General features: G+C 62.8%; 18 protein-coding genes and 1 tRNA gene. 10 read left to right on the plus strand and 9 right to left on the minus strand.

Going from position 1 to position 21,477, the window contains the following annotated elements; translation table 11 throughout:
* Positions 1-30: 30 nt before the first annotated feature.
* The gene (gene alaS / locus ACAX43_RS03920) at positions 31-2,655 is read right to left on the minus strand and encodes an alanine--tRNA ligase (RefSeq protein ID WP_370707126.1); all 2,625 of its coding nucleotides are present in this window, start codon (positions 2,653-2,655) and stop codon (positions 31-33) included.
* A 294-nt stretch (positions 2,656-2,949) separates the two neighbouring features.
* Here alaS and ACAX43_RS03925 point away from each other — a divergent pair, with 294 nt between their 5' ends.
* Positions 2,950-4,170: a CaiB/BaiF CoA transferase family protein gene (locus ACAX43_RS03925; RefSeq protein WP_370707127.1), complete on the plus strand. Its 1,221-nt coding sequence runs from the start codon at positions 2,950-2,952 to the stop codon at positions 4,168-4,170.
* Between the two features lie 74 nt (positions 4,171-4,244).
* Here ACAX43_RS03925 and ACAX43_RS03930 read toward each other — a convergent pair whose 3' ends face one another.
* The gene (locus ACAX43_RS03930) at positions 4,245-4,805 is read right to left on the minus strand and encodes an RBBP9/YdeN family alpha/beta hydrolase (RefSeq protein WP_370707128.1); all 561 of its coding nucleotides are present in this window, start codon (positions 4,803-4,805) and stop codon (positions 4,245-4,247) included.
* 55 nt (positions 4,806-4,860) lie between these two features.
* Positions 4,861-6,615 (minus strand): gamma-glutamyltransferase, encoded by a 1,755-nt coding sequence (ggt, locus tag ACAX43_RS03935; RefSeq protein ID WP_370707129.1) that lies wholly within the window; start codon positions 6,613-6,615, stop codon positions 4,861-4,863.
* 494 nt (positions 6,616-7,109) lie between these two features.
* Between ggt and ACAX43_RS03940 the strand changes: the two genes are divergently transcribed.
* Positions 7,110-8,819 carry a glutamine--tRNA ligase/YqeY domain fusion protein gene (locus ACAX43_RS03940; protein ID WP_370707130.1) on the plus strand — a complete coding sequence of 570 codons (1,710 nt, stop codon included), beginning with the start codon at positions 7,110-7,112 and terminating at the stop codon, positions 8,817-8,819.
* Positions 8,820-8,946: 127 nt separating this feature from the next.
* Positions 8,947-9,954, plus strand: coding sequence for a transporter substrate-binding domain-containing protein (locus ACAX43_RS03945; RefSeq protein ID WP_370707131.1), 1,008 nt, complete (start codon positions 8,947-8,949; stop codon positions 9,952-9,954).
* Positions 9,955-10,035: 81 nt separating this feature from the next.
* Here the strand turns inward: ACAX43_RS03945 and ACAX43_RS03950 are convergent, their stop codons facing one another.
* Together ACAX43_RS03950 and ACAX43_RS03955 are read right to left on the minus strand one after the other, a co-directional pair.
* A complete protein-coding gene (locus ACAX43_RS03950; RefSeq protein WP_370707132.1) occupies positions 10,036-10,485 on the minus strand; it encodes an NUDIX hydrolase in 450 nt (149 codons plus the stop codon).
* Between the two features lie 85 nt (positions 10,486-10,570).
* Positions 10,571-10,960, minus strand: a complete 390-nt coding sequence (locus ACAX43_RS03955) for an RT0821/Lpp0805 family surface protein (protein WP_370707133.1) — start codon at positions 10,958-10,960, stop codon at positions 10,571-10,573.
* Positions 10,961-11,231: 271 nt separating this feature from the next.
* Here ACAX43_RS03955 and ACAX43_RS03960 point away from each other — a divergent pair, with 271 nt between their 5' ends.
* Positions 11,232-11,471, plus strand: coding sequence for a hypothetical protein (locus ACAX43_RS03960; RefSeq protein WP_370707134.1), 240 nt, complete (start codon positions 11,232-11,234; stop codon positions 11,469-11,471).
* A gap of 56 nt (positions 11,472-11,527) precedes the next feature.
* On the opposite strand, the gene ACAX43_RS03965 is transcribed toward ACAX43_RS03960, so the two are convergent.
* On the minus strand, positions 11,528-12,874 hold the full coding sequence (locus ACAX43_RS03965; protein ID WP_370707721.1) for a cytochrome-c peroxidase: 1,347 nt from the start codon (positions 12,872-12,874) through the stop codon (positions 11,528-11,530).
* A 306-nt stretch (positions 12,875-13,180) separates the two neighbouring features.
* On the opposite strand from ACAX43_RS03965, the gene ACAX43_RS03970 reads away from it, so the two are divergent.
* Positions 13,181-14,758 (plus strand): acid phosphatase, encoded by a 1,578-nt coding sequence (locus ACAX43_RS03970; RefSeq protein ID WP_370707135.1) that lies wholly within the window; start codon positions 13,181-13,183, stop codon positions 14,756-14,758.
* A 336-nt stretch (positions 14,759-15,094) separates the two neighbouring features.
* On the plus strand, positions 15,095-15,478 hold the full coding sequence (locus ACAX43_RS03975) for a DUF427 domain-containing protein (protein ID WP_370707136.1): 384 nt from the start codon (positions 15,095-15,097) through the stop codon (positions 15,476-15,478).
* A gap of 57 nt (positions 15,479-15,535) precedes the next feature.
* Here ACAX43_RS03975 and ACAX43_RS03980 read toward each other — a convergent pair.
* Together ACAX43_RS03980 and ACAX43_RS03985 are read right to left on the minus strand one after the other, a co-directional pair.
* A tRNA-Arg gene (locus ACAX43_RS03980) sits at positions 15,536-15,609 on the minus strand.
* Between the two features lie 292 nt (positions 15,610-15,901).
* Positions 15,902-16,732: an undecaprenyl-diphosphate phosphatase gene (locus ACAX43_RS03985; protein WP_370707137.1), complete on the minus strand. Its 831-nt coding sequence runs from the start codon at positions 16,730-16,732 to the stop codon at positions 15,902-15,904.
* 606 nt (positions 16,733-17,338) lie between these two features.
* Here ACAX43_RS03985 and ACAX43_RS03990 point away from each other — a divergent pair.
* The 3 genes from ACAX43_RS03990 to ACAX43_RS04000 all read left to right on the plus strand — a co-directional run bounded on the left by ACAX43_RS03990 (position 17,339) and on the right by ACAX43_RS04000 (position 19,609).
* The gene (locus tag ACAX43_RS03990; RefSeq protein ID WP_370707138.1) at positions 17,339-18,247 is read left to right on the plus strand and encodes an aldose epimerase; all 909 of its coding nucleotides are present in this window, start codon (positions 17,339-17,341) and stop codon (positions 18,245-18,247) included.
* Between the two features lie 185 nt (positions 18,248-18,432).
* Positions 18,433-19,143 carry a peptidoglycan DD-metalloendopeptidase family protein gene (locus ACAX43_RS03995; protein WP_370707139.1) on the plus strand — a complete coding sequence of 237 codons (711 nt, stop codon included), beginning with the start codon at positions 18,433-18,435 and terminating at the stop codon, positions 19,141-19,143.
* A gap of 139 nt (positions 19,144-19,282) precedes the next feature.
* Positions 19,283-19,609, plus strand: a complete 327-nt coding sequence (locus ACAX43_RS04000; protein ID WP_370707140.1) for a hypothetical protein — start codon at positions 19,283-19,285, stop codon at positions 19,607-19,609.
* Between the two features lie 647 nt (positions 19,610-20,256).
* Here the strand turns inward: ACAX43_RS04000 and ACAX43_RS04005 are convergent.
* A complete protein-coding gene (locus ACAX43_RS04005; protein WP_370707141.1) occupies positions 20,257-20,997 on the minus strand; it encodes a pentapeptide repeat-containing protein in 741 nt (246 codons plus the stop codon).
* 109 nt (positions 20,998-21,106) lie between these two features.
* On the opposite strand from ACAX43_RS04005, the gene ACAX43_RS04010 reads away from it, so the two are divergent.
* On the plus strand, positions 21,107-21,415 hold the full coding sequence (locus ACAX43_RS04010; RefSeq protein ID WP_370707142.1) for a DUF2288 domain-containing protein: 309 nt from the start codon (positions 21,107-21,109) through the stop codon (positions 21,413-21,415).
* Positions 21,416-21,477 lie beyond the last annotated feature (62 nt).

A 21,477-nucleotide genomic window follows, 5' to 3' on the forward strand; every position in this document is an offset into this window, starting at 1 on the left:
CCTGCGTGGCCCAATCAAACCCCGATCAAATCAAAGCTGGGCTTCGACCCAACCCTTCACGCCTGCCAGTGCCGCAGGCAAATTCGCCGGTTCGGTACCGCCGGCCTGCGCCATATCCGGCCGACCGCCGCCCTTGCCACCGACCTGCTGCGCAACGAAGTTGACCAATTCACCGGCCTTCACCTTCTTGCTGGCATCCGCTGTGACACCGGCAATCAGACTCACCTTGCCGCCCTCAACCGAGGCCAGCACGATCGCCGCGCTCTTCAGCTTGTCCTTCAGCTTGTCGACCGTCTCGCGCAACGTCTTCACGTCCGCGCCTTCAAGCGTCGCAGCCAACACGTGCACGCCGGCCACTTCGATTGCCTGACCGGCAAGCTCATCGCCCTGGCTCGAAGCCATCTTCGACTTCAATGCGCTCAGCTCCTTCTCCAGCGACTTCACCTGATCCTGCACCTGCACGATCCGCTGCGTCAGTTCCGACGGCTGCGCCTTCAACACGGCCGCAGCCGCATTGATCCGCGCGTCAAGATCCTGCACGAAGCGCACGGCGTTATCGCCCGTGATCGCTTCCACGCGACGGATACCCGCAGCCACGCCGCCTTCCATCACGATCTTGAAGAAACCGATGTCGCCCGTGCGGTGCACGTGCGTACCGCCGCACAGCTCACGCGAGAACCCGAGGTCGAGCACGCGCACTTCGTCGCCGTACTTTTCGCCGAACAGCGCCATCGCGCCGCCCTTCACCGCTTCGTCGAACGGCATGACCTTCACGATGCCCGGCGCGTTCGCCAGCACTTCCGCGTTGACGATCGCTTCGACCTGACGGATCTGCTCGTCCGTCATCGGCGCGTTGTGCGCGAAGTCAAAACGCGTCTTGTCCGGATCGACCAGCGAACCCTTCTGTTGCACGTGCGAACCGAGCACTTCGCGCAGCGCCTTGTGCATCAAATGCGTAGCCGAGTGATTGCGGGCCGTGCGGGCGCGGCGCACCGCGTCGATTTCCGCCTTTACGACGTCGCCGACCTTCAGCGCACCCTGCTCGAGCGTGCCGTGATGGCCGACCACGTCGGCCTGCACCTTCAGCGTATCGGCGACGGCAAAGCGCACGCTCGCGTTGGCGAGCAACCCCTGGTCGCCGACCTGGCCGCCCGATTCCGCGTAGAACGGCGTGTGATCGAGCACGACGACTGCCTGCTGGCCATGCGCCACTTCCTTGACCGATACGCCGTCCACATACAGCGCGATCACCTTCGCATCGTCGAAGACGATTTCTTCGTAACCGTGGAACGTCGTCTTGGCGCCCGAATATTCGAGCCCTTGCGCCATCTTGAACTTGCCCGCCGCACGAGCCTGCTCGCGCTGACGCGCCATTGCTTCGTCGAAGGCGGCTTCGTCGACCGACACTTCGCGCTCGCGGCACACGTCCGCTGTCAGGTCGAGCGGGAAGCCGTACGTGTCGTGCAGCTTGAATGCGAGTTCGCCGTCGAGCGTCTTGCCGCCCTTGGCATCCAGGTCGGCCAAGGCGCTTTCCAGAATCGACATGCCGTGCTCGATGGTCTCGAAGAAGCGCTCTTCTTCCTGACGCAGCACGTCGGTCACGCGTTGTTCCGCTTCCTTCAGTTCCGGATAGGCGCCGCCCATTTGCGCGACGAGGTCCGGCACCATGCGGTGGAAGAACGAACCCTTCTTGCCCAGCTTGTAGCCGTGGCGGATCGCGCGGCGCACGATACGGCGCAGCACGTAGCCGCGGCCTTCGTTGCCCGGAATCACGCCGTCGACGATCAGGAACGAGCACGCGCGAATGTGATCGGCGATCACCTTCAGCGAGTTGTTCGTCAGATCGGTCACGCCGGTCTCGCGGCCAGCCGCTGTGATAAGCGCCTGGAACAGGTCGATTTCGTAATTGCTGTGCACGTGCTGCAGCACCGCGGCGATACGCTCCAGCCCCATGCCGGTGTCGACGCACTGCTTGGGCAGCGGCGTCATGTTGCCTTGCGCGTCGCGGTTGAACTGCATGAACACGAGATTCCAGATCTCGATGTAGCGGTCGCCGTCTTCTTCAGGCGATCCCGGCGGGCCGCCCCATACGTCCGGGCCATGGTCGTAGAAGATTTCCGAGCACGGACCGCACGGGCCGGTGTCGGCCATCTGCCAGAAGTTGTCCGACGCGTAGCGCGCGCCCTTGTTGTCGCCGATGCGGATGATCCGCTCGACCGGCACGCCGACTTCTTTCGCCCAGATGTCGTGCGCTTCGTCGTCTTCGTGATAGACGGTGACCCACAGCTTGTCTTTCGGCAATTGGTACACGCCCGTCAGCAATTCCCACGCGTAGTGGATCGCGTCGCGCTTGAAGTAGTCGCCGAACGAGAAGTTGCCCAGCATTTCGAAGAACGTGTGGTGACGCGCGGTGTAGCCGACGTTTTCCAGATCGTTGTGCTTGCCGCCGGCGCGCACGCTGCGCTGCGCGGTCGTGGCGCGCGAATACGGACGCGATTCCGCGCCGAGGAACACATCTTTGAACTGCACCATTCCCGAATTGGTGAAGAGCAGTGTCGGGTCGTTGCCGGGCACAAGGCTCGACGAGCGAACGATCGTATGGCCCTTCGATTCGAAGAACTTGAGGAATTTCTCGCGGATTTCGGCGGCTTTCATAGCGTGCGGGGGACGGTCCTGGCTGTTACCGGCGGCATCATGGGATGCGCCAACTGTTTGTTTCTTAAACGACTGATTATACGGGATCGGCGCCCGTGCGCGGCGGCGCCTCCCCGCCTGCTCGTACAGTTAGCCATTCGGCCAGGTTTGGCCGGGTAGCGCAGGACATGGCGAGGCGCGCCATTCGTCCTATGCCGTTCGGCTGACTGCGCCCACGCCCGGGAATCGCTTAAGATTGCCCACATCTGCGGCGACTTGCGCGCCGCTTTGCTTACCTAGGAGACATCGAAGAATATGGGCGCTCTCAGTCATATCCGCGTGCTGGACCTCACACGCGTGCTCGCCGGGCCCTGGTGCGCGCAGACGCTCGCCGATTTCGGCGCGGACGTCATCAAGATCGAACGCCCCGAGGTCGGCGACGACACTCGCCACTGGGGGCCGCCATACCTGAAAACGCCCGAAGGCGCCGATACGCGCGAGGCGGCCTACTATCTCGCGGCGAACCGCAACAAGCGCTCGGTCACAGTCGATATTGCCTCGCCCGAGGGCCAGCGGATCATCCGCGAGCTGGCCGCGCAGAGTGACGTGGTCCTCGAGAACTACAAGGTCGGGCAGTTGAAGAAGTACGGCCTCGATTACGCGTCGCTAAAGGCAGTGAAGCCCGATCTGGTCTATTGCTCGGTGACGGGCTTCGGGCAAACCGGGCCGTACGCGCAGCGGGCCGGCTACGACTTCATCGTGCAAGGCATTGGCGGCTTCATGAGCATTACCGGCGAGCGCGACGGCCAGCCGGGCGGCGGCCCGCAAAAGGCCGGCGTAGCGATCGCCGACCTGATGACCGGCATGTATTCGACCATCGCCGTGCTCACGGCGCTTACGCACCGCGACCGCACGGGCGAAGGTCAGTACATCGACATGGCGCTGCTCGACGTGCAGGTCGCCATGCTCGCCAACATGAATTCGAACTATCTGGCGAGCGGCCAGCCGCCGGTGCGGTGGGGCAATGCGCATCCGAACATCGTGCCCTACCAGACCTTCCAGACAAGCGACGGCTGGATCATCGTCGCGGTCGGCAACGACGGGCAGTTCCGCAAGTTCGTCGAAGCCGGCGGCCATCCCGAACTGGCCAACGACGAGCGATTTGCGACCAACCCGGCTCGCGTGCGCCACCGCGACATTCTCGTGCCGATCCTCGCCGACATGGTGCGTCTGCAGGGCAAGCAGCAATGGCTCGCCGCGCTGGAAGCCGCGGGTGTGCCATGCGGGCCGATCAACGATCTGAGTGAAGTGTTCGAGAACGAGCAGGTGGTGGCGCGTGGAATGCGGGTCGATCTGCCGCACCCGTCGGGCGGCACGGTCAAACTGGTGCGCAATCCGATCAATATGACCGGGACGCCGCCTGAAGCGCTGGCCCATCCGCCGACGCTCGGCGAGCACACCGACAGCATCCTGCGCGATGTGCTCGGTTATGACGGGGCGCAAATCGCGGCATTGCGGGCACAGTCGGTGATTTGAGTGCGGCGGCGGCACGGCGGCACGGGCTTAGTGCGCTTTCGGAAGTGTGCCGGCGCAGCCCGCTCGACGGCACCTCAATCCCGCCGGCCCAAAGAGGCCAGCCAGTCGCGCCCTTCGTCCCAATCGCCGAGCCCGCTGTCGGCATTGACATGACCGCGTGGGCCGATGTCGATCCAACGGCTGCCCCAAGCGTTCGCGCAAGTCTGCGAAAACGGCACGCCGCCATAAGGATCGTCGCTGCTCGCCACGACGATGCTCGCGAACGGCAAGCGCGTGAGCGGCACGGGCGCGAAACCGCTGGCGTCCCGCGGAAAATGTGTCCCGGCCGGATCGGGCACGGCGACGAGCAGCGCGCCCGCCACCTTCGCAAGCTGAGTGGCGTTCGCGTACTGCGACGCCCAGGAAGCGGTCGCCAGGCAGCCGAGGCTATGCGCGGCGAACACCACCGGGGCATCGGCGGCGGCTACGGCAGCGTCGAGCGTGCGGCACCAGGCCTCGCGCGCCGGATGATCCCAATCCGGCATCTGCACGCGCACGAAGGCGGGATCGAGCGCCTCCCAGCGTGTCTGCCAGTGGCCGATTCCCGAATTCTGATAGCCCGGCAGCACGAGCATGTTTAATTTTTGTGCGCTCATCGCGTTCCCCGTCGCAGTGTGGTCAGTCTGTTTATCGGTGTGCCGAAGCCGCCGTTCAATGCATCACGCGGCCTACGCCCACGCCACGCGGATCGGCCGCGGGCTCGGGCGTCGTACCTTCGACGCGAATCATCTGCACGTCGCCGTTGAACGGCTGCCCTTCCAGCGTGTAGCCCTTGGCTTTCAACTGGTCGGCCAGCTCGCCCGTGATCGGATGGTACGGCTCAAAGTAAATCGTCTTCGGCGGCAGCAACTGATGATGGAACCGCATCGCGGCCAGCGCATCGGCGGGCGCCATCTTGAAGTCGTACAGGTTGGTCATTACCTGGAAGATCGAGGTCAGGATCCGGGAGCCGCCAGGCGTGCCGATCACGAGCGACACCTTGTTGTCTTTCAACAGGATGGTCGGCGTCATCGAGGAAAGCGGCCGGCGTCCGGGCGCCACGGCATTCAGATCGTCGGCCGTTGCGCCGGCGGGACTGGCGGCAGTGGGCTTGGTCACGAAGTCGTCCATTGCATCGTTGAGCACGAAGCCGCCGCCGTCCACCACCACGCCGGAACCGAAGGGCCCGTTCAGCGTGTAGGTGTTCGACACCGCGTTGCCCCATTTGTCGACCACCGAGAAATGCGTGGTTTGCGCCTTTTCCGGCATTGCGTCGCCCAGGCCTCCTTTGACTGGGATGGCGCCGGGCACTTCGTCCGGTTTCACTTCGTCGGCGCGTTGCGCGAGGTAGGTGTCGCTGGTGAGTTTGTCGACCCGCACTTTGTACGAATCGGGGTCGCCGATGTATTGCTGGCGATCGGCGAACACGCGGTCTTCGATCTGCGCGATCAGATGGATATACGGCACGGAATTCAGCTCGACGCCGTCGAAGACCTGCTTCAGGTCGGCTTTCATCTTCAGCATCTGGATCAGCCCGATGCCGCCCGAGCTCGGCGGCGGAGCGGTCACGACCTTATAGCCGTTCCAGTCGGCGGTGAGGGGCTGGCGCCAGACGGCCTTGTACTGAATCAGGTCCTGCTTCGTGACCAGCCCGTGGCCGTACATCTGCTGGGCGATCAGATCGGCGGTGCGGCCTTCGTAGAACTCACGGCCGCCGTCGCCGGCGATGCGCGAGAGGGTCTGCGCGAGTTCAGGCTGACGGAACGTCACGCCCGCTTTCAGGTTCGAGAAGTAGGCATCGAAATTGGTCTTGCCGGCGAAGTTTTTCGCCGCCGCGTCGTGGCGCTGCTGCAACCACGGCTCGACCTTGAAGCCGTCGGTGGCATAACGGATCGCGGGCGCCAGCACCTGCTTCCACTTCAGCTTGCCGAAGCGCTGCTGCGCCTCCCACATACCCGCGACGGTGCCCGGCACACCCACCGCGCGATGGCCGACGAGGCTCATGCCCGGTAGGAGATTGCCTTTATCGTCGAGGTACATGTCGCGAGTCGCCTGTTGCGGTGCGCGCTCACGGTAGTCGAGAAAGTACGGTTTGCCGTCCATGAACAGTGTCATGAAGCCGCCGCCGCCGATGTTCCCCGCATCCGGATAGGTCACGGCCAACGTGAAGGCGATCGCCACGGCAGCGTCTACCGCGTTGCCGCCGGCGGCGAAGATCTGCTGCGCGGTGTCGGCGCTGTAGCGATCCGGCACGGCCACGGCCGACGCCTCGAGCACAGCCTTAGGCGGCGGCGTTTTCGCCAGCGCGGTGGCCGGCGCGACGCAACTGCCGGTGAACGCGGCGAACACCGCCGCGACTGTCGCGATTCGGGCGAAAGACAAAGAGGCGAAAGGCGCGCGAGGCGCGTCATGCGTCGGGACGGACATCCGAGAAACTCCGGGAACTAAGGGCGCCATATTGCATGAACGGAAAGCGTCTGTGCAAGGCGGTCCAATGGGTGAGGTGGGGCGATCCGCGCAACCGCGCCGGATTGCGGGCGCGCTGCACGGCAGAGCACGGGCAGCGCAACCCGCAACAGGTTGAGCGGCGCGCGGGGTGCGCAGCGCGGCGACCCGGCTTGCGCGGCATGCACGCACAGCAGCGCCGGAGAAATCACTGGGCGGGCATGCGGTCTCCGCGCCGGCGAGAGCCGCTGCCGCTCGCATCCTAAGGCGGTAACGTGCCCGTCAACAAAGCGTTTTACCTCCTGTTACAGCACCTTAAACCCAGCTTGCAGGATACCGCCGGAGCGCAAAAAACCGTCGAAACCGCTCAAACGTTGGCTGCGCGCCGCACTCGGCCGCCGCGACCGGACGCGTCAGGTAGAATTGACGAATAAGTGGGCGCATTGCGCGCCCCGGACCGACTTTCACCTTCTCGCATGAATACCGAACGCAACGACGCGCCAGCGGCATCCAATTTCATCCGCAACATCATTGACGAAGACAACCGCACCGGCAAGTGGGGTCAGCGCGTCGAAACGCGCTTTCCGCCTGAGCCGAACGGCTATCTGCATATCGGCCACGCCAAGAGCATCTGCCTGAACTTCGGCGTGGCACGCAGCTACGGCGGCGTGTGCCATCTGCGCTTCGACGATACGAATCCGGAAAAGGAAAGCGTCGAGTACGTCGACTCGATCACCGACTCCGTGCGCTGGCTCGGCTTCGAGTGGGAAAAAGACGGCAAGGAACAGCTTTACTTCGCGAGCGACTATTACGACAAGCTGTACGAATTCGCCGAACTGCTGATCGAACGCGGCAAGGCCTATGTGGACAGCCAGTCGGCCGAAGAAATGCGCGCGAACCGCGGCTCGGCCAGCGAAGTCGGCACACCGTCGCGCTTCCGCGATCGTTCGGTGCAGGAAAACCTCGACCTGTTCCGCCGCATGAAAGCCGGCGAGTTCAAGGAAGGCGAGCACGTGCTGCGCGCGAAGATCGACATGTCGTCGCCGAACTTCAACATGCGCGATCCGGTCATCTACCGGATCCGCTTTGCACACCACTACCGCACCGGCGACACATGGTGCGTGTACCCGATGTACGACTACACGCACTGCATCTCGGACGCGCTGGAAAACATCACGCATTCGCTGTGCACGCTCGAGTTCGAAGACCACCGTCCGCTATACGACTGGATTCTGAACGAGCTGGCCGAAGCCGGCATCTTCACGCGTCCGCTGCCGCAGCAAATCGAGTTTTCGCGCCTGAACCTGACTTACGCGATCACCAGCAAGCGCAAGCTGCTGCAACTGGTGACCGAAGGCCACGTCGATGGCTGGGACGATCCGCGTATGCCGACCATCGTCGGCGTTCGCCGCCGCGGTTTCACGCCGGAAGCAATTCAGTTGTTCTGCGAACGCATTGGCGTCACCAAGGTCGATTCGTGGATCGACATGAGCGTGTTCGAAGGCGCGCTGCGCGACGATCTGGATGAGAAGGCGCCGCGCACCGCGGCCGTGCTCGATCCGGTCAAGCTGATCATCGACAACTTTCCCGAAGGCGTGACCGAGCCCTGCAGCGCGCCGGTCCATCCGCATCATCCGGAACAAGGTGTGCGCGAATTCCCGATTTCGCGCGAGTTGTGGATCGAGCGCGACGACTACACCGAGACGCCGCCGAAAGGCTACTTCCGCCTGTTCCCGGGCAACAAGGTGCGCTTGCGCTACGGCTATGTGATCGAGTGCACGGGCGCGGATAAGGACGAGAACGGCAACATCGTCGCCGTTCACTGCAACTACTTCCCGGACAGCAAATCGGGCACCGAAGGCGCGAACACCTATAAGGTCAAGGGCAACATTCACTGGGTCAGCGCGGCAACCGCGTACGCGGCCGAAGTGCGCATCTACGACCGTCTGTTCAAGGAACCGCAGCCGGACGCCGGTGGCCGCGAGTTCCTCGAAGCGCTGAATCCTGACTCGAAGCGCGTGGTCAACGCCTATCTGGAGCCGGGTGCGCGCGACGCGCTGCCGGAACAGCGCTATCAGTTCGAGCGCCATGGCTATTTCGTCGCCGACCGCGTCGATTCGAAACCGGGCAAGCCCGTGTTCAATCGCATCGTCAGCTTGCGCGACAGTTGGGGCAAGCCGGCGTAAGCCGGCGGCACATCTGAAGTTGAATACGGCGTGCCTCTCGTGAGCGAGATGCACGCCGTTTCGTTGCATCATGTTCCATCCATAGTGACAACGTGGCATACGTGCACACGCCAGTCCGGGAGGTCCGATGAAAGTTGCAGTCCGCCGCGCGGCGAGTGCAGGGGGCATGGCTCAGGGCACGCGCCACGCGCCTGCCATTCCTGCCGCGCGCATGACCCGCGCCGCACGCATCGCACACAGCATGCGTTGCGCATTCGGCGTGCTGGTCACGTCCGGCGTGGTGTCGCTCGCCTGCCCCGCTCATGCAGACGAACTGACCGGCACGTTGAAGAAAATCCACGACGACGGCGTGGTCGTGCTCGGCGTGCGTGAAACGTCGATTCCCTTCTCGTACTTCGACGGCAAGCGCACGGTCGGCTATTCGCAGACCATCGCGCTGAAGATCGTCGACGAAATCAAGAAAAAGCTCGGCATGCCGCAACTGAAGGTACACGAAATCACCGTGACCTCTTCGAACCGTACGCCGATGCTGCTGAACAATCAGATCGATCTGGAATGCGGCTCGACCACGCACACAGTCGAGCGCGAGAATGTGGCCGCTTTCTCGAACAGTTTCTTCCAGTACGCGGTACGCATGATCGCGCGCAAGAGCAGCGGCATCACCGATTTTCCGGACCTGGCCGGCAAGGCCGTCGTGACGACCGCCGGCACCTCCGACGAACACCTGCTGCGCCGCCTGAACACCGAAAAGCACCTGAACATGCGCATCACCAGCGCGCGCGATCATCAGGAAGCGTTCGAGGCGGTCAGGGATGACCGGGCCGCGGCCTTCGTGATGGACGAGCCGATCGTGTACGGCTTCAAATCGACCGCCCCGCACCCCAACGACTTCGTGGTAACCGGCACGCCGCTCGGCTATGAGGTCTACGCCTGCATGTTTCGCAAGGGCGACGAGCCGTTGCGCACGCTCGTGAATGGGGTGATCACGCGCGGCCAAACTTCCGGCGACGCGGAACGTCTGTACAACCAATGGTTCACGCAGCCGATTCCGCCGCACGGCATCAATCTGAAATTTCCGCTGTCGGGGCAGAACCGCGCGCTGTTCGCGCATCCGAACGACCGCGCGCTCGACTGAAGGATCAGATCGTCCACGCTGCCGCGGCCGCCGTGGCCGTTATGGCTGCGATCGTGGCTGCCGGGCGCAACAGCGCGCCCGCTAAAGCGAACGATGCAGTTCCGCGAGCGAAAGCGTGGTCTGAAAAAGCCGTGTGAGACTGCGGCTCGCATACTTTTCGACCTCGTCCGGCGAGGCCCAACGGTACGCGTCCATTTCTGGGATCAGCGTGCCGTCCGAGCGGCGCGGAAACAATGACGTGCAGGTACACAAAGTCAGATCGAGTTCGTCGGCATGAGCCCGCGCCCCGAACAGATGCAGGTCCTTGTCGCGCCGGTAAACGAACAGACCGAGATCGTTCAGTCGTTCAGCTGCGATCGCGATACCCGTCTCCTCGACCATCTCGCGCAGCGCCGTGACGTGAGGTGCCTCGCCCTCTTCGCCGTGACCCTTCGGAATATCCCAGTGAGACGTTTCGGTGGCATGCGCGAGCAGCACCCGGCCGTCCGGATCGAGCAACACGATGCCGCACGAAACGACGCGCGCGCTCATTGCCGCACCGCGCTACCGGCCTCACCCGCGGCTTCGCGCCACGCCGGCGGGAAGCCGGCGCGCATCGTCATACCAGCCCGCACGCTCAGTGCTTTTTCTGCAATTGCCAGCTACCGCCGCCCTGCTTGCAGAACTGCGGGCGCAGGTTCATCGACTGCCCTTTCGCGTTCAGAGCGACGCCGAGGTCGCGGCAAGTACGCTCGCCGTCCTTCGCGGTACTCGCGACGGTGATCGTCGCGTCGATCTTCACGCTATTGCCGGTACCTTCGTTGACCCAGCTCATGCTTTCGCCGTCCTGTTTTTCATCCAGCGCGGTGAAAACGGCCTTCTTGATCGAGTCGACGTCGCGTTGCTTCATGTAGCTGATCGGCGTGTCGTTCAGAAAACCGAGGTTGGCTGCCTGCGCGCCGATCGCTCCGCCAAGCAGCAGACCACCGACGGTCAGGTGAATCAAGGCACGGGTTCGCATCAACATGAAGGGTTCTCCTCGAAGAGTGTTTCAGGCGGTCTCGAGCACGCTCACAGCGGCTCGTGATCTGGACCCCAAAAGCATAGCATGTCGCCCTCGACGTGACGGTCTGAAGCTGGCTTGTCTCGACCTGCAGCGACCTGGAGCGCCTCGCTGCACGCGCAGCAGGAACGGCGACCGCCCAAATTTTCGGACGAGTCTCATATCTTCTTATGAAACGTCTTCTTAAGATAGGCCTATTGCGCAACAGCGCGGATCACACTTCCTACGCCTCATCATGGATCTCTCTCTCGCCCTGGAAACCCTCGCCGTCGCGCTCGCGTTGCTTTGCGTCGCGCTCGTGCCGGTCGCCATCCACCGCGATCCCGGTCTCGCACGGCGCATCGTGCGGATGGACGGATTACCTCATGCGCGCTGGCCTAATCTGCTGACGCGCGTCGGCATTGCGTGCCTGCTGATGTCGTTCGCACTGCTGCTGGTCGCCTGCTATTACATTCTCATCGACACGGGCAACTGAGCATGGCCGCGGCGGCACATGCCGCCCCAACCGGCGACACGATCATCACCCGTTGATCAATTCGCGGCAGCCTTGTTTCCCGCTTCATATCCATCTGTGAGCGTATTCAGAAACGCCACGATGTCCTTGATCTCGGCGTCGTCGAGGGCCGGCTTGTCACCCCGCTTGCGATCGAACGGCGCCTCGGTATTCAGATTGGCCCAATAACGCTGCGGCAGATCGTCGAACTTCTGCACTTTCCCCTTCGAGACCGGATAGAACTTTTCCGGATTCGTGTCGCGTTCCGCATAAAAGCGCACCACCTGATCCAGCGAATGATAAATACCGTTGTGGAAAAAGCTTTTCTTCAACGCTACGTTGCGCAATGTCGGCGTGCGGAAGATGCCGCAAAACTCGGCACGCCCCTGCAGATCGGTACGTTCCGGTCCACAGGCGCCGAGGTCGTAAAAATGCGGATCGCGATTCACCGGCAGCGCGCGGTTGCGCGGCACGCCGATTGCAATCAGACCGAAATCGCTGAACTGTGGCGGCGCACCGTCTCTCGCGCGCTGGCTAATATGGCAGCTCGCGCAATTGCCCTTCTTTTCGTCGTTGAAGATTCGCAGACCGTGAAGCTCAGCTTGGGTCAGTTGTGCTTTGCCCGCCAGATAGGCGTCGTACTTGCTGGTGTACGGATAGAACAGCTCAGGCGTTTGTTCGAAGGTCTCCAGCGCCTGAAGCACGGCTTTGAAGGTGGCGTCGTCGCTATCGAAAATGTGCTCGCCGAATGCCGCGCGGAATGCGTCGGCATACGGAGCCGCTTTCACCGCGGCCGTGACCTTCGTTGCCGTGCTGCCCATTTCGAACGACGACAGCAGTGGAATGCGCGCCTGGTCCGAACCCCGGTCGACCCGCCCGTCCCACGTCAAGCCGCCGGTCGGGCCGGCATCCACGCTTTCATCGCCTTCGTCGTCCGACTCGTGAAAGTGCTCGGCAAACGCCGGTACCGATTGCAGATATTTGAGCGTGGGCGCGGCGCGCATGCCCGTGCGATGCATGTCGCTGCCGCCCAGTTGGACCGACAGCGAATTGGCTGGCGAGAACCCATGATCGGGACTATGGCACGACGCGCACGCCAGCTTGCCCGAACCGGACAGCGACGCGTCGAAGAACAACTGTTTGCCGAGCGCGGTCATCTGCCGCACGGATTCGTAGACTTGGGCGCGGGTCTGACCGGCTTCCGGGGCGGCCGTTTGCACACCAGAGGCCGCCACGGGCGCGGACGCAAGCGATCCATTCGCTTTTGCCTCGATGCCCGCAGTTGCCTTGGCGCTCATATTCGCCCTCGCGCCCGCCGTGGCCTCTGCTGCCGCCGTGCCTGCATCGCACGCCGGCAAGGTCAGGGTCATGGCCGCGAGCACCATCGTCAGCACCGAGCCGATTCCAGCCGGCCCCGCGCGCCGCCGCGCTTTCGGCCGAACCGCCGTTTTCCGAATCCCCGCCAGATCAAGCCGCATATGAATGATGTCAGTTGCGATATCAAGCCCGCGAGCATATTTCATTGATATGTCGCCCCAATGACATCCAGCCGACTAAAATTCTAAAATCCAAGTAATTCGTAATCGATTACATCTTTCTGTCAAATTTCTTAGTCAAACTTTCGCCGGCGGCCATTCGTGTAAGTACCGCACGCGGCCCGTCCCCAACGCGACAGAGAGAACACACACCCTATGAACACAAAATGGATCTGCGCGACGCCTATCGCGATCGCAGCAGCGCTGAGCCTGTATGCATGCGGCGGCCATGAAGTCACACAACCGGATATCACCTCGATCAAGACGGTCGTGGTGATTTACGCGGAAAACCGCAGCTTCGACAATCTGTACGGCAACTTCCCGGGCGCGAACGGTCTGCAGAACGTGACGGCGACGAGCGCCGCGCAAGTCGACCGCGACGGCACGCCGCTCGCGACGCTGCCGCAAGTGTGGAACGGTCTGACGCAAACCGGCGTGACGCCGGCGGTGACTCAGGCGATGACGGCCAACCTGCCGAACAGCCCCTTCGCCATCGACGACCCGAAGGGTTTCAACACGCCGATCACCGCCGCGACGCGCGATCTGTATCACCGCTTCTATGAAAATCAGATGCAGATCAACGGCGGCAAGAACGACAAGTTCGCTGCGTGGGCGGACTCCGGCGGCCTCGTGATGGGCCACTACTCGCTCAACGCCGACCAATTGCCGCTCTGGAAGATCGCCCAGCAATACACGCTGGCCGACAACTTCTTCATGGGCGCATTCGGCGGCTCGTTCCTGAATCACCAGTGGCTGGTTTGCGCCTGCACACCGACCTATCCGAACGCGGACAAGAGCCCGGCAGCCGGCTCGATCTCGTCGGTTGAAAGCGACGGCGTCACGCTGAAGGTCGCGGCCAACTCGCCGGCTTCAGCCTTGAGCGGGCCACCGAAATACATTCTCTCGGGCAACCTGACGCCGGACTTCTACGCGATCAACACGATGCAGCCGCCGTATCAGCCGAGCGGCAACAAGGCGGCTGCGGGCGGCGACGCCAACCTCGCCGATCCGGGCGCAGCCACCACGCTGCCGGCTCAGACACAACAGCACATCGGCGATCTGCTGAACAACGCCCAGGTGTCGTGGGCGTGGTACGGCGGCGCGTGGGGCGCGGCGGTATCGGCGGCGCAAACCGGCACGTCGAACGTGATCTACGGCGCCAATCTGACGGCGCCGAACTTCCAGCCGCATCATCAGCCGTTCAACTACTTCGCCGATCTCGCACCGGGCTCCGCGAACCGCTCGCAGCATTTGCTGGACGGCGGCCTCGCGGGCGCCGAGTTCATCAAGGCGATCGATGCCGGCACGCTGCCGCAAGTGTCGTTCTACAAGCCGCAGGGCAATCTGAACGAGCACCCGGGCTACACCGACGTCAGCTCGGGCGATCAGCACATTGCCGATGTGATCTCGCATCTGCAGAAGAGCCCGCAGTGGAACAACATGCTGGTGGTCGTGACGTACGACGAGAACGGCGGCTTCTGGGATCACGTGGCGCCGCCGAAGGCCGACCGCTGGGGTCCGGGCACGCGGATTCCGGCGCTGATCATCTCGCCGTACGCGAAGAAGGGTTACGTCGATCACACGCAATACGATACGACGTCGATCCTGCGCTTCATCACGCACCGCTTCTCGCTGCCGACGTTGCCGGGTATCGCGGCGCGTGACGCTGCGCTGGTCAGCAACGGCAGCAAGCCGATGGGCGATTTGACGGCCGCACTGAACATCAAGCAGTAGGCAGCAGCGCCCGCGGACAAGTGTGCGAGGGATCCGCGTTCAGCAATAGGCGACTGGCCTCAGGCGATCAGCAATACGCCGGCGGAGAAAGTCAGTGAGCAACAGTCCGCCTCATGGCAGGACGCTTTGACGGGGCAGCTTCGGCTGCCCTTTTTTGTTTTGTTCACGCGGACCCATGACGAGGCACGCGGCTCGTGGCGAACCCAGGCTGCGGCACAACGCGTTTGCATGACCGGCGTATGCTTCGACCCAAGGCGCAATCGCTCCCGTCGATGGCGGCTCGAAACCCCCACCAACGTCTTGCAGGTTTGCCCACTCATCCAGGAGTTCGACGACATGACTGAAAAAACCATCAAGGTCCCCGGCCCCGATCATCCCATCACGGTCGAGCCGGACAAAGCCCGTGTGGTGGTCACGGTAGCCGGCCGCGTAATCGCCGACACGCGCAACGCGCTCGTACTGCGCGAGGCGTCGTATCCGGCGGTGTATTACATTCCGCGCAACGACGTCGAAATGACACTGCTGGAACGCACCGATCATGCGACCTATTGTCCGTACAAGGGCGAGTGCGCTTATTACAGCATTCCCATAGGGGGCGAGCGGACGGTGAATGCGGTGTGGACCTACGAGTCGCCCTACGCGGCCGTGAAAGAGATCGCTCAGCGCCTCGCGTTCTATCCGAACCGGGTCGATTCCATCGATGTGCAACCGGCGGGGTGAATGGCAAGGCGCGCATCGCACCCTTGGGGCTTCGATGCGCGGCGCAGGCATTTGAAGTACGGCAGGAGGGACTCGAACCCCCCACCCTCGGCTTAGAAGGCCGATGCTCTATCCAGCTGAGCTACTGCCGTAATGAAGAGAGGCGATGCTACACGAACGTGTACAACGTGCATCGCCCGCAATGAGAACCCGCTATCGGGCATTGGAACCTGTGCAGTATGACGCCACAGGGTTCGTGGAATACCGAAATTCTAACTGACCGGGCGGCGGACTGGAAATCTCACCCCGCGCGCGGCAGCCCAGATCGGCGATCGCCACATCACAAAACAAACGGGCCCGGCAGCTTGAGCCGGGCCCGGATTATAACCGATCGCTACTCGGCCGCCAGCACGCCGCGGGCGGCAGCAGGCATATAGAACGCAATCAGACCGGCTGCGGGTGCAACATGAACCAGCCGAGGAACACGATCCCCGCGATCACGCAGTACAAGCCGAACGAAGCCAGACGTCCGCGACCTTCGAAATAGCGCATCAGGAAACGCACGCTGAGATAGGCGGCGATCGCGGTCAGCACGCCGCCGAGCAATGCATCGGCGAGTTGGCCCGGCGCATGGAACAGCTTGGGCACTTCGAGCACGCCCGCTGCGAAGATGATCGGCGTGCCGAGCAGGAACGAGAATTCGGCGGCCTTCTCGGTCGTCAGGCCGGCCGCATTGCCCGCGATCATCGTCAGACCGCTGCGCGAGAAACCCGGAATCAACGCGCCGATCTGTGCAAGACCGACCAGAAACGCCTGGCGGAAGCTCAGCTTCTCCGGCGCCCGATGCGCGCGCGCGCGTTGCAGACGATCGCCGAACCACAGCAGCACGCCGTTGATAATCAGCGCGACCGCGACGATGCGCAGATCGTGAAAGAGCCGCTCGAGCCGCTTCTCCAGCAGCAAGCCGACGAGGCCCGCGGGAATCGTGCCGATGATGAGCGCCCACATCATGTGCGCGTCGTCGTTGCGACGACCGCCGAACGAAGCGAAGAAGCCGCGCACCAGCGCGCACCAGCGCTTGCGGAAGTACCACAGCAGCGCGAACGCCGTACCGAGGTGCAACGCGACGAGGAACGGCAGCAGTTGCGGCGCATGCTTGTCGATATGCATACCGAACAAGGCGGGCACGAGCAGCGTGTGGCCGAGGCTGCTCACCGGAAACAATTCGGTGACGCCTTGCAGCACGCTCAGGAAAATCAGAAACGACAGGTTCACGCGGCGTCCTTGTAAGGAAAATGTCGGGAAACAGCACGCCGCGGAAAGAAGAGTCGGCGCATCAAAAGCGCACCGATTATGCCTGGCTGCAATGTCAGCGCCAAGCGTTTGAACCGCATTCGAAGAAATATTGATGCGCTGCGTCACAACTGGAAACCGTTGTTACGCCGCAGAAAAGAAACGGGGCGCCGTCGACGGCCGCCCTGCGATCATGAGGAATTCAGTACGCCTGAAGCGCGAGGCGCTTGCCGGGCGCGCACTGACGCGACGCCGCAGGCGTCAGACAGAGGTTGAATCAGCGCTCGAGCTTGTAGAAGAAATAGACGGTGCTGACTGCGAACATGCCGAACAGTGCCACACCCATTGCCATTGCGAGATCCATCACGCCTCCTGAGCCGGTCTGGCCCGGCAGTCGAAACTACCGGGCAGTCAGCGGATTATCGGCAAAGATGGTGCCTCCGCGACACCCGCAATTTCCCCAGAAGGGTTTCCCCGTAGCGTAAAGCAGCGCAAAATCGTCCTCTCGCACGGCGCCATGCGGCGCGTTCAAACGGCCTCGACCCGCATCCAACCCATTCAAACCTTTATCAACCCAGCCCATCGACCATGCCCCTCTCTCCGCAACAGGACATTCTCGAGATCGCCCAGGACGCCTCCGTGCTCCGTTTCGCGCCGCAAGCAGGCGGCCGTCTTTTATCTTGGACAGTCGACGGCGAAGCGGTGATTCATTGGCCTGAGAACGCCGACTGGAGCCAGCCCGCCAGGATTCGCGGCGGCAACCCGCTGCTGTTTCCGTTTCTCGGCCGACATCGCGTGGACGGCAAGATCGGCTACTGGCGTGACGCAAAAGGCACGGTGCGCGAGTTGCCGATGCATGGCTTTGCACGCGACCTGCCCTTCGACGCCCATGCCGATGTGCACGGCGCCGGCTTGCGCATGACCCTCACCGACAGCGACGTGACCTGCGGCGGCTATCCGTTCGGCTTCCGTTTCGAAGCCGCGTACCGGCTCGTCGATGCGCAGACGCTGGAAGTCACTCTGAGCACGGCCAACACCGGCCGCGCGCGGCTGCCCTACTACGCAGGCCATCACTTCTACTTCACGCTCCCGCACACGCAGCGCAGCGCGACTTCGCTGGAACTGCCGCACACCGAACGGCGCCATCAGCAGGACGACGGCTCGATCAGCGCGGCCGAGCCGGGTGCGGCGCGCTACACGCTCGACGAGGCGCGCATTCAGGACCGTTTTCATTGCCTCGTCGGCGCGCCGGACCAACCCGTGCGCCTCGTTGCCCCCGGCCTGAACCGGCTCGTCACGATCGACCTGCAACGGCCCGGCTCGGTGCCCTGGTACGCGGTGACGACATGGACCGAAGCCGCGGATTCGGACTTCTACTGCGTCGAGCCCTGGCTGGGGCTGCCGGACGCGATCCACAACGGCCTGGGGCTGCGCTGGCTCGAACCGGGACAACACGAGACGGCTGCGCTGCGCATCAGCGTGAGCAAGCTGGGCTGATTGCCGGTTTTTTTGCACCTTTCCTCCCGGTGAGGTTTCGCGGCGTTTCGTCGCGTTCCTCACTGCGCGTGGCTTCCTCCATGCCCGTTTTCGGATGCTGCAGCGCAAAACCGTTAGAATCGGACGCTTTGCATCTACCTGCCGCGTGATCGGGATCGGCGCGTGGCAGCGCTTTGCGAGGTCCAATGCTTAACACAACAAGAATGATGAAACGGCTCGCCTGCGCGTCGTTGCTGGCGGTGCTCGCGGCCTGCGGGTCCGCTCCGGTGGGGCCCGGCTTTTACCGCGTCGAACGGGGCGATACGCTGTCGAAGATCGCGCGCAGCAACCGGCAGTCGGTGCAGAGCATCGCGCGCTGGAACAATCTGACCAACCCGGACAGCATCGAGATCGGGCAGGTGCTGCGTGTCACGCCGCCGGGCAATGCGGCGTCGACAGGCGACGCGATACGCAGTAGCGGTGGCGCGAGCGCTTCCGCCGCGCCGCGCCCGGCACCTGGCGATAGCGCGCCGACGTCAGCGCCGGCTTCGACGATCTCGCTGGTGTGGCCGGCTGACGGCACGGTGATACGGCGCTTCGACGGCGCCCGTTCAAAGGGCATCGATATTTCTGCGGCGGCGGGCACTCCGGTGGTCGCCGCCGCGCCCGGCACGGTGGTCTATGCGGGCAACGGCTTGCGCGGTTACGGCAATCTGCTGATCGTCAAACACAATGCCGACTACCTGACCGCCTATGCACACAACCGCGTGCTGCTGGTGAAGGAAGGTCAATCGGTCACGCGTGGCGAAAAAATCGCCGAAATGGGCGACACCGATACCGACCGCGTCATGCTGCACTTCGAACTGCGCTATCAGGGCCGTTCGATCGACCCGTCACGGGCACTCCCGGCCCGCTAGCCGGTGGTGTGCTCGCTATCCGGCGTCAGGCATGCCATCTGCACCCACGGTCGGGGAACCCGGCGTGCTATAAAGCGCCCAATCCGATACACGACGTGGCCTCGCGCCACGTCTTCCTCGTCTTCTGTAAGGAATTGCAATGAAGAGCGCATTTGCGTCTGTAGCGAGTGCCGCGGCGATCGGCCTCGGCCTGCTGACGCTCGGCAGCCTCGGCGGCTGCTCCAGCACCACCACCATGACCTACCTGCCAAGCGGCGACACCGGCTTTGCGATCAACTGCAGCGGCAGCGACGCGAGTTCCAGTTGGGCCGAGTGCTACAAGCGCGCGGGTGAAGTTTGCGGTAATTATGGCTACGACGTCGTGTCGAAGGACGTCGACAACGGCGCCACCTCGGGCGGCTCGGTCGGCGGGATTTTCGGCGCGAATGTGAAAAACCGCTCGATGGTGGTTCGCTGCAAGCAGTAAATACCCGTGGCGGTGCGAGACGCTGCGCCGCTCAAAAAAAAGCCCGGCACGAGGCCGGGCTAACGGGGGTTCGGCGCATATCGGCAAAGGACCGGTTCACCATGCGCCAGAACAGAATCTAACAACCCGCTTTTACAAGCGCAATCTATTAATTTCAGGGGCAATGTGATACGACGTACGGATTCCGCATTATGTGAAGCAAAAATGTCGGAAATGGCCAGGTTAAACGCGCTCTGAGATTGGATGCGAAGCACCATTGATCCGGCAATTCAAACCCCGCGAATCGCGCGCCCCGCCGAGCAAAACAAGGACCTACTTGAATTTATCGAAAAAGCCTGACGAATGGCTTTTGTCCGATTTCCCCTAGCCTTACCCAGCTTGACTTGGACGAAATAGGCGGTATTTAGCTTTAGTGCGCTAACGCACCATGCCGATGTATTAACCGATATTGAACGACTTAATAATAGTCCGGTTTATCCACAATAAATTCGCGAACAGCGAATGTATAAAAATTTTTAAATCCACCGACAAATCGCGATGCTTTCAAATCGCCTTCGATTATTGAGCCGATCAATCGGATGATAAGCATTGACGCCGATTCAATCAAGCTGGCCAAATAGCTAAAATCGGTCCATTAAAACCAGCGCTTACATGACTCGCAAACCCAGTTCGGTCACGAGCACGGCTGCCTGCTGATGTGAAATCGTCGCGCCTTTGAAGAGCCCGGCATCGACGAGCCGCACGCCGCTCAGGTCTGCCTCGCGCAAGTCCGCTCCGTCGAAGCGCGCGCCCTTCAGATGTGCATCCTTCAGACTGCCGCCGTCGAAGATCGCCTCGCGGAAATCGACCCCCGCCAGATCGGCGTCGGAAAAATCGAGTTGCCGCAGTATGGCCTTGCGAAACGACAGGCCACGCAAATGCGCGCCCACCAGCAACGTTTCGACAAAACTCAGACCCAGCGCAGCGACATTCTCGAAGTTCGCGCCAGTCAGCTTGCAACCGTGAAACGACGCCGAGGCAAGCTTGGCGCGCCGCCAGTTGGTGTTGTTGAGATCGCTCGACTGGAAAGCCGCGTCGACCAGATCAGTCGATGCAAAATCCGCCTCGCGGCCGCGGCAACGGACCCAACGTGTGTGCGACAGCGTCGCGCCGAAAAATGAAGTCTCGACGATCGTGCAGCGATGAAACTCGGCGCCGCGCAGATCGAGTCGCGACAGATCCGCGCCTTCGAAATCGCAATCGGTGAAATGAAGCGGCTCCTGAGTCACCGCCTGATTTGCCGCACTGTTCGCCGCGATGAGGCGCTCCACGTCGGCGCGCGTGAGGGTGGCGTCGGCAACCACGTGAGCTTGCGCGCCCGAAGCCGGCGCCGTTGAATCCAGTGACATGAAGGTTCAGAATCAATTTCGAAAGACCCTAAGCGTACCGGAACGCGTGCCGCCCTGGCGGTCTGCGCCGATGGTTTATAGTAACGGCCCCGTCAGAACCCGCCTTACCATGACCTCTAACGACGCCACCCATAGCCCGCTGTACGCCACGCTGCTCGCCGAAACCGCGAAAATCGGCTGGGCCGAACTCGAACGCTTTTTCGCACGCGGCATCCTGCTGCGCGTCGCGCGCGACCTCGATCTGGTGAGCGTCGCCGAAGCCATCGCCAGCGACGACACCGCGCAGGTCGCACAATGGCTGTCTTCCGGCCTCGTCGAACGCGTGCAGGCGGAAACCGCCGCCGATTTCGCCGCGCGCGATCCCGATCTGTGGGCGGTGGTCGTCTCGCCGTGGGTGTGCGTGCAGGAACGCAATTGACCGACCCCGCGCACGCCCCGAAGGAAGTCCCCTTGGGGGGCGCCCCGAAGGAAGTCCCCTTG

Origin of the sequence: Paraburkholderia sp. IW21, from assembly GCF_041321145.1 — a bacterium.
Taxonomy (GTDB): Bacteria; Pseudomonadota; Gammaproteobacteria; order Burkholderiales; family Burkholderiaceae; genus Paraburkholderia.

Coding starts and splice junctions, on each gene's coding strand:
- ACAX43_RS04010 (WP_370707142.1), top strand. CDS start 21,107: ATGACCTCTAACGACGCCACCCATAGCCCGCTGTACGCCACGCTGCTC.
- ACAX43_RS04000 (WP_370707140.1), top strand. CDS start 19,283: ATGAAGAGCGCATTTGCGTCTGTAGCGAGTGCCGCGGCGATCGGCCTC.
- ACAX43_RS03950 (WP_370707132.1), bottom strand. CDS start 10,485: ATGAGCGCGCGCGTCGTTTCGTGCGGCATCGTGTTGCTCGATCCGGAC.
- ACAX43_RS03975 (WP_370707136.1), top strand. CDS start 15,095: ATGACTGAAAAAACCATCAAGGTCCCCGGCCCCGATCATCCCATCACG.
- ACAX43_RS03970 (WP_370707135.1), top strand. CDS start 13,181: ATGAACACAAAATGGATCTGCGCGACGCCTATCGCGATCGCAGCAGCG.
- ggt (WP_370707129.1), bottom strand. CDS start 6,615: ATGTCCGTCCCGACGCATGACGCGCCTCGCGCGCCTTTCGCCTCTTTG.
- ACAX43_RS03990 (WP_370707138.1), top strand. CDS start 17,339: ATGCCCCTCTCTCCGCAACAGGACATTCTCGAGATCGCCCAGGACGCC.
- alaS (WP_370707126.1), bottom strand. CDS start 2,655: ATGAAAGCCGCCGAAATCCGCGAGAAATTCCTCAAGTTCTTCGAATCG.
- ACAX43_RS04005 (WP_370707141.1), bottom strand. CDS start 20,997: ATGTCACTGGATTCAACGGCGCCGGCTTCGGGCGCGCAAGCTCACGTG.
- ACAX43_RS03995 (WP_370707139.1), top strand. CDS start 18,433: ATGCTTAACACAACAAGAATGATGAAACGGCTCGCCTGCGCGTCGTTG.
- ACAX43_RS03940 (WP_370707130.1), top strand. CDS start 7,110: ATGAATACCGAACGCAACGACGCGCCAGCGGCATCCAATTTCATCCGC.
- ACAX43_RS03930 (WP_370707128.1), bottom strand. CDS start 4,805: ATGAGCGCACAAAAATTAAACATGCTCGTGCTGCCGGGCTATCAGAAT.
- ACAX43_RS03960 (WP_370707134.1), top strand. CDS start 11,232: ATGGATCTCTCTCTCGCCCTGGAAACCCTCGCCGTCGCGCTCGCGTTG.
- ACAX43_RS03925 (WP_370707127.1), top strand. CDS start 2,950: ATGGGCGCTCTCAGTCATATCCGCGTGCTGGACCTCACACGCGTGCTC.
- ACAX43_RS03965 (WP_370707721.1), bottom strand. CDS start 12,874: ATGGTGCTCGCGGCCATGACCCTGACCTTGCCGGCGTGCGATGCAGGC.
- ACAX43_RS03945 (WP_370707131.1), top strand. CDS start 8,947: ATGAAAGTTGCAGTCCGCCGCGCGGCGAGTGCAGGGGGCATGGCTCAG.
- ACAX43_RS03955 (WP_370707133.1), bottom strand. CDS start 10,960: ATGTTGATGCGAACCCGTGCCTTGATTCACCTGACCGTCGGTGGTCTG.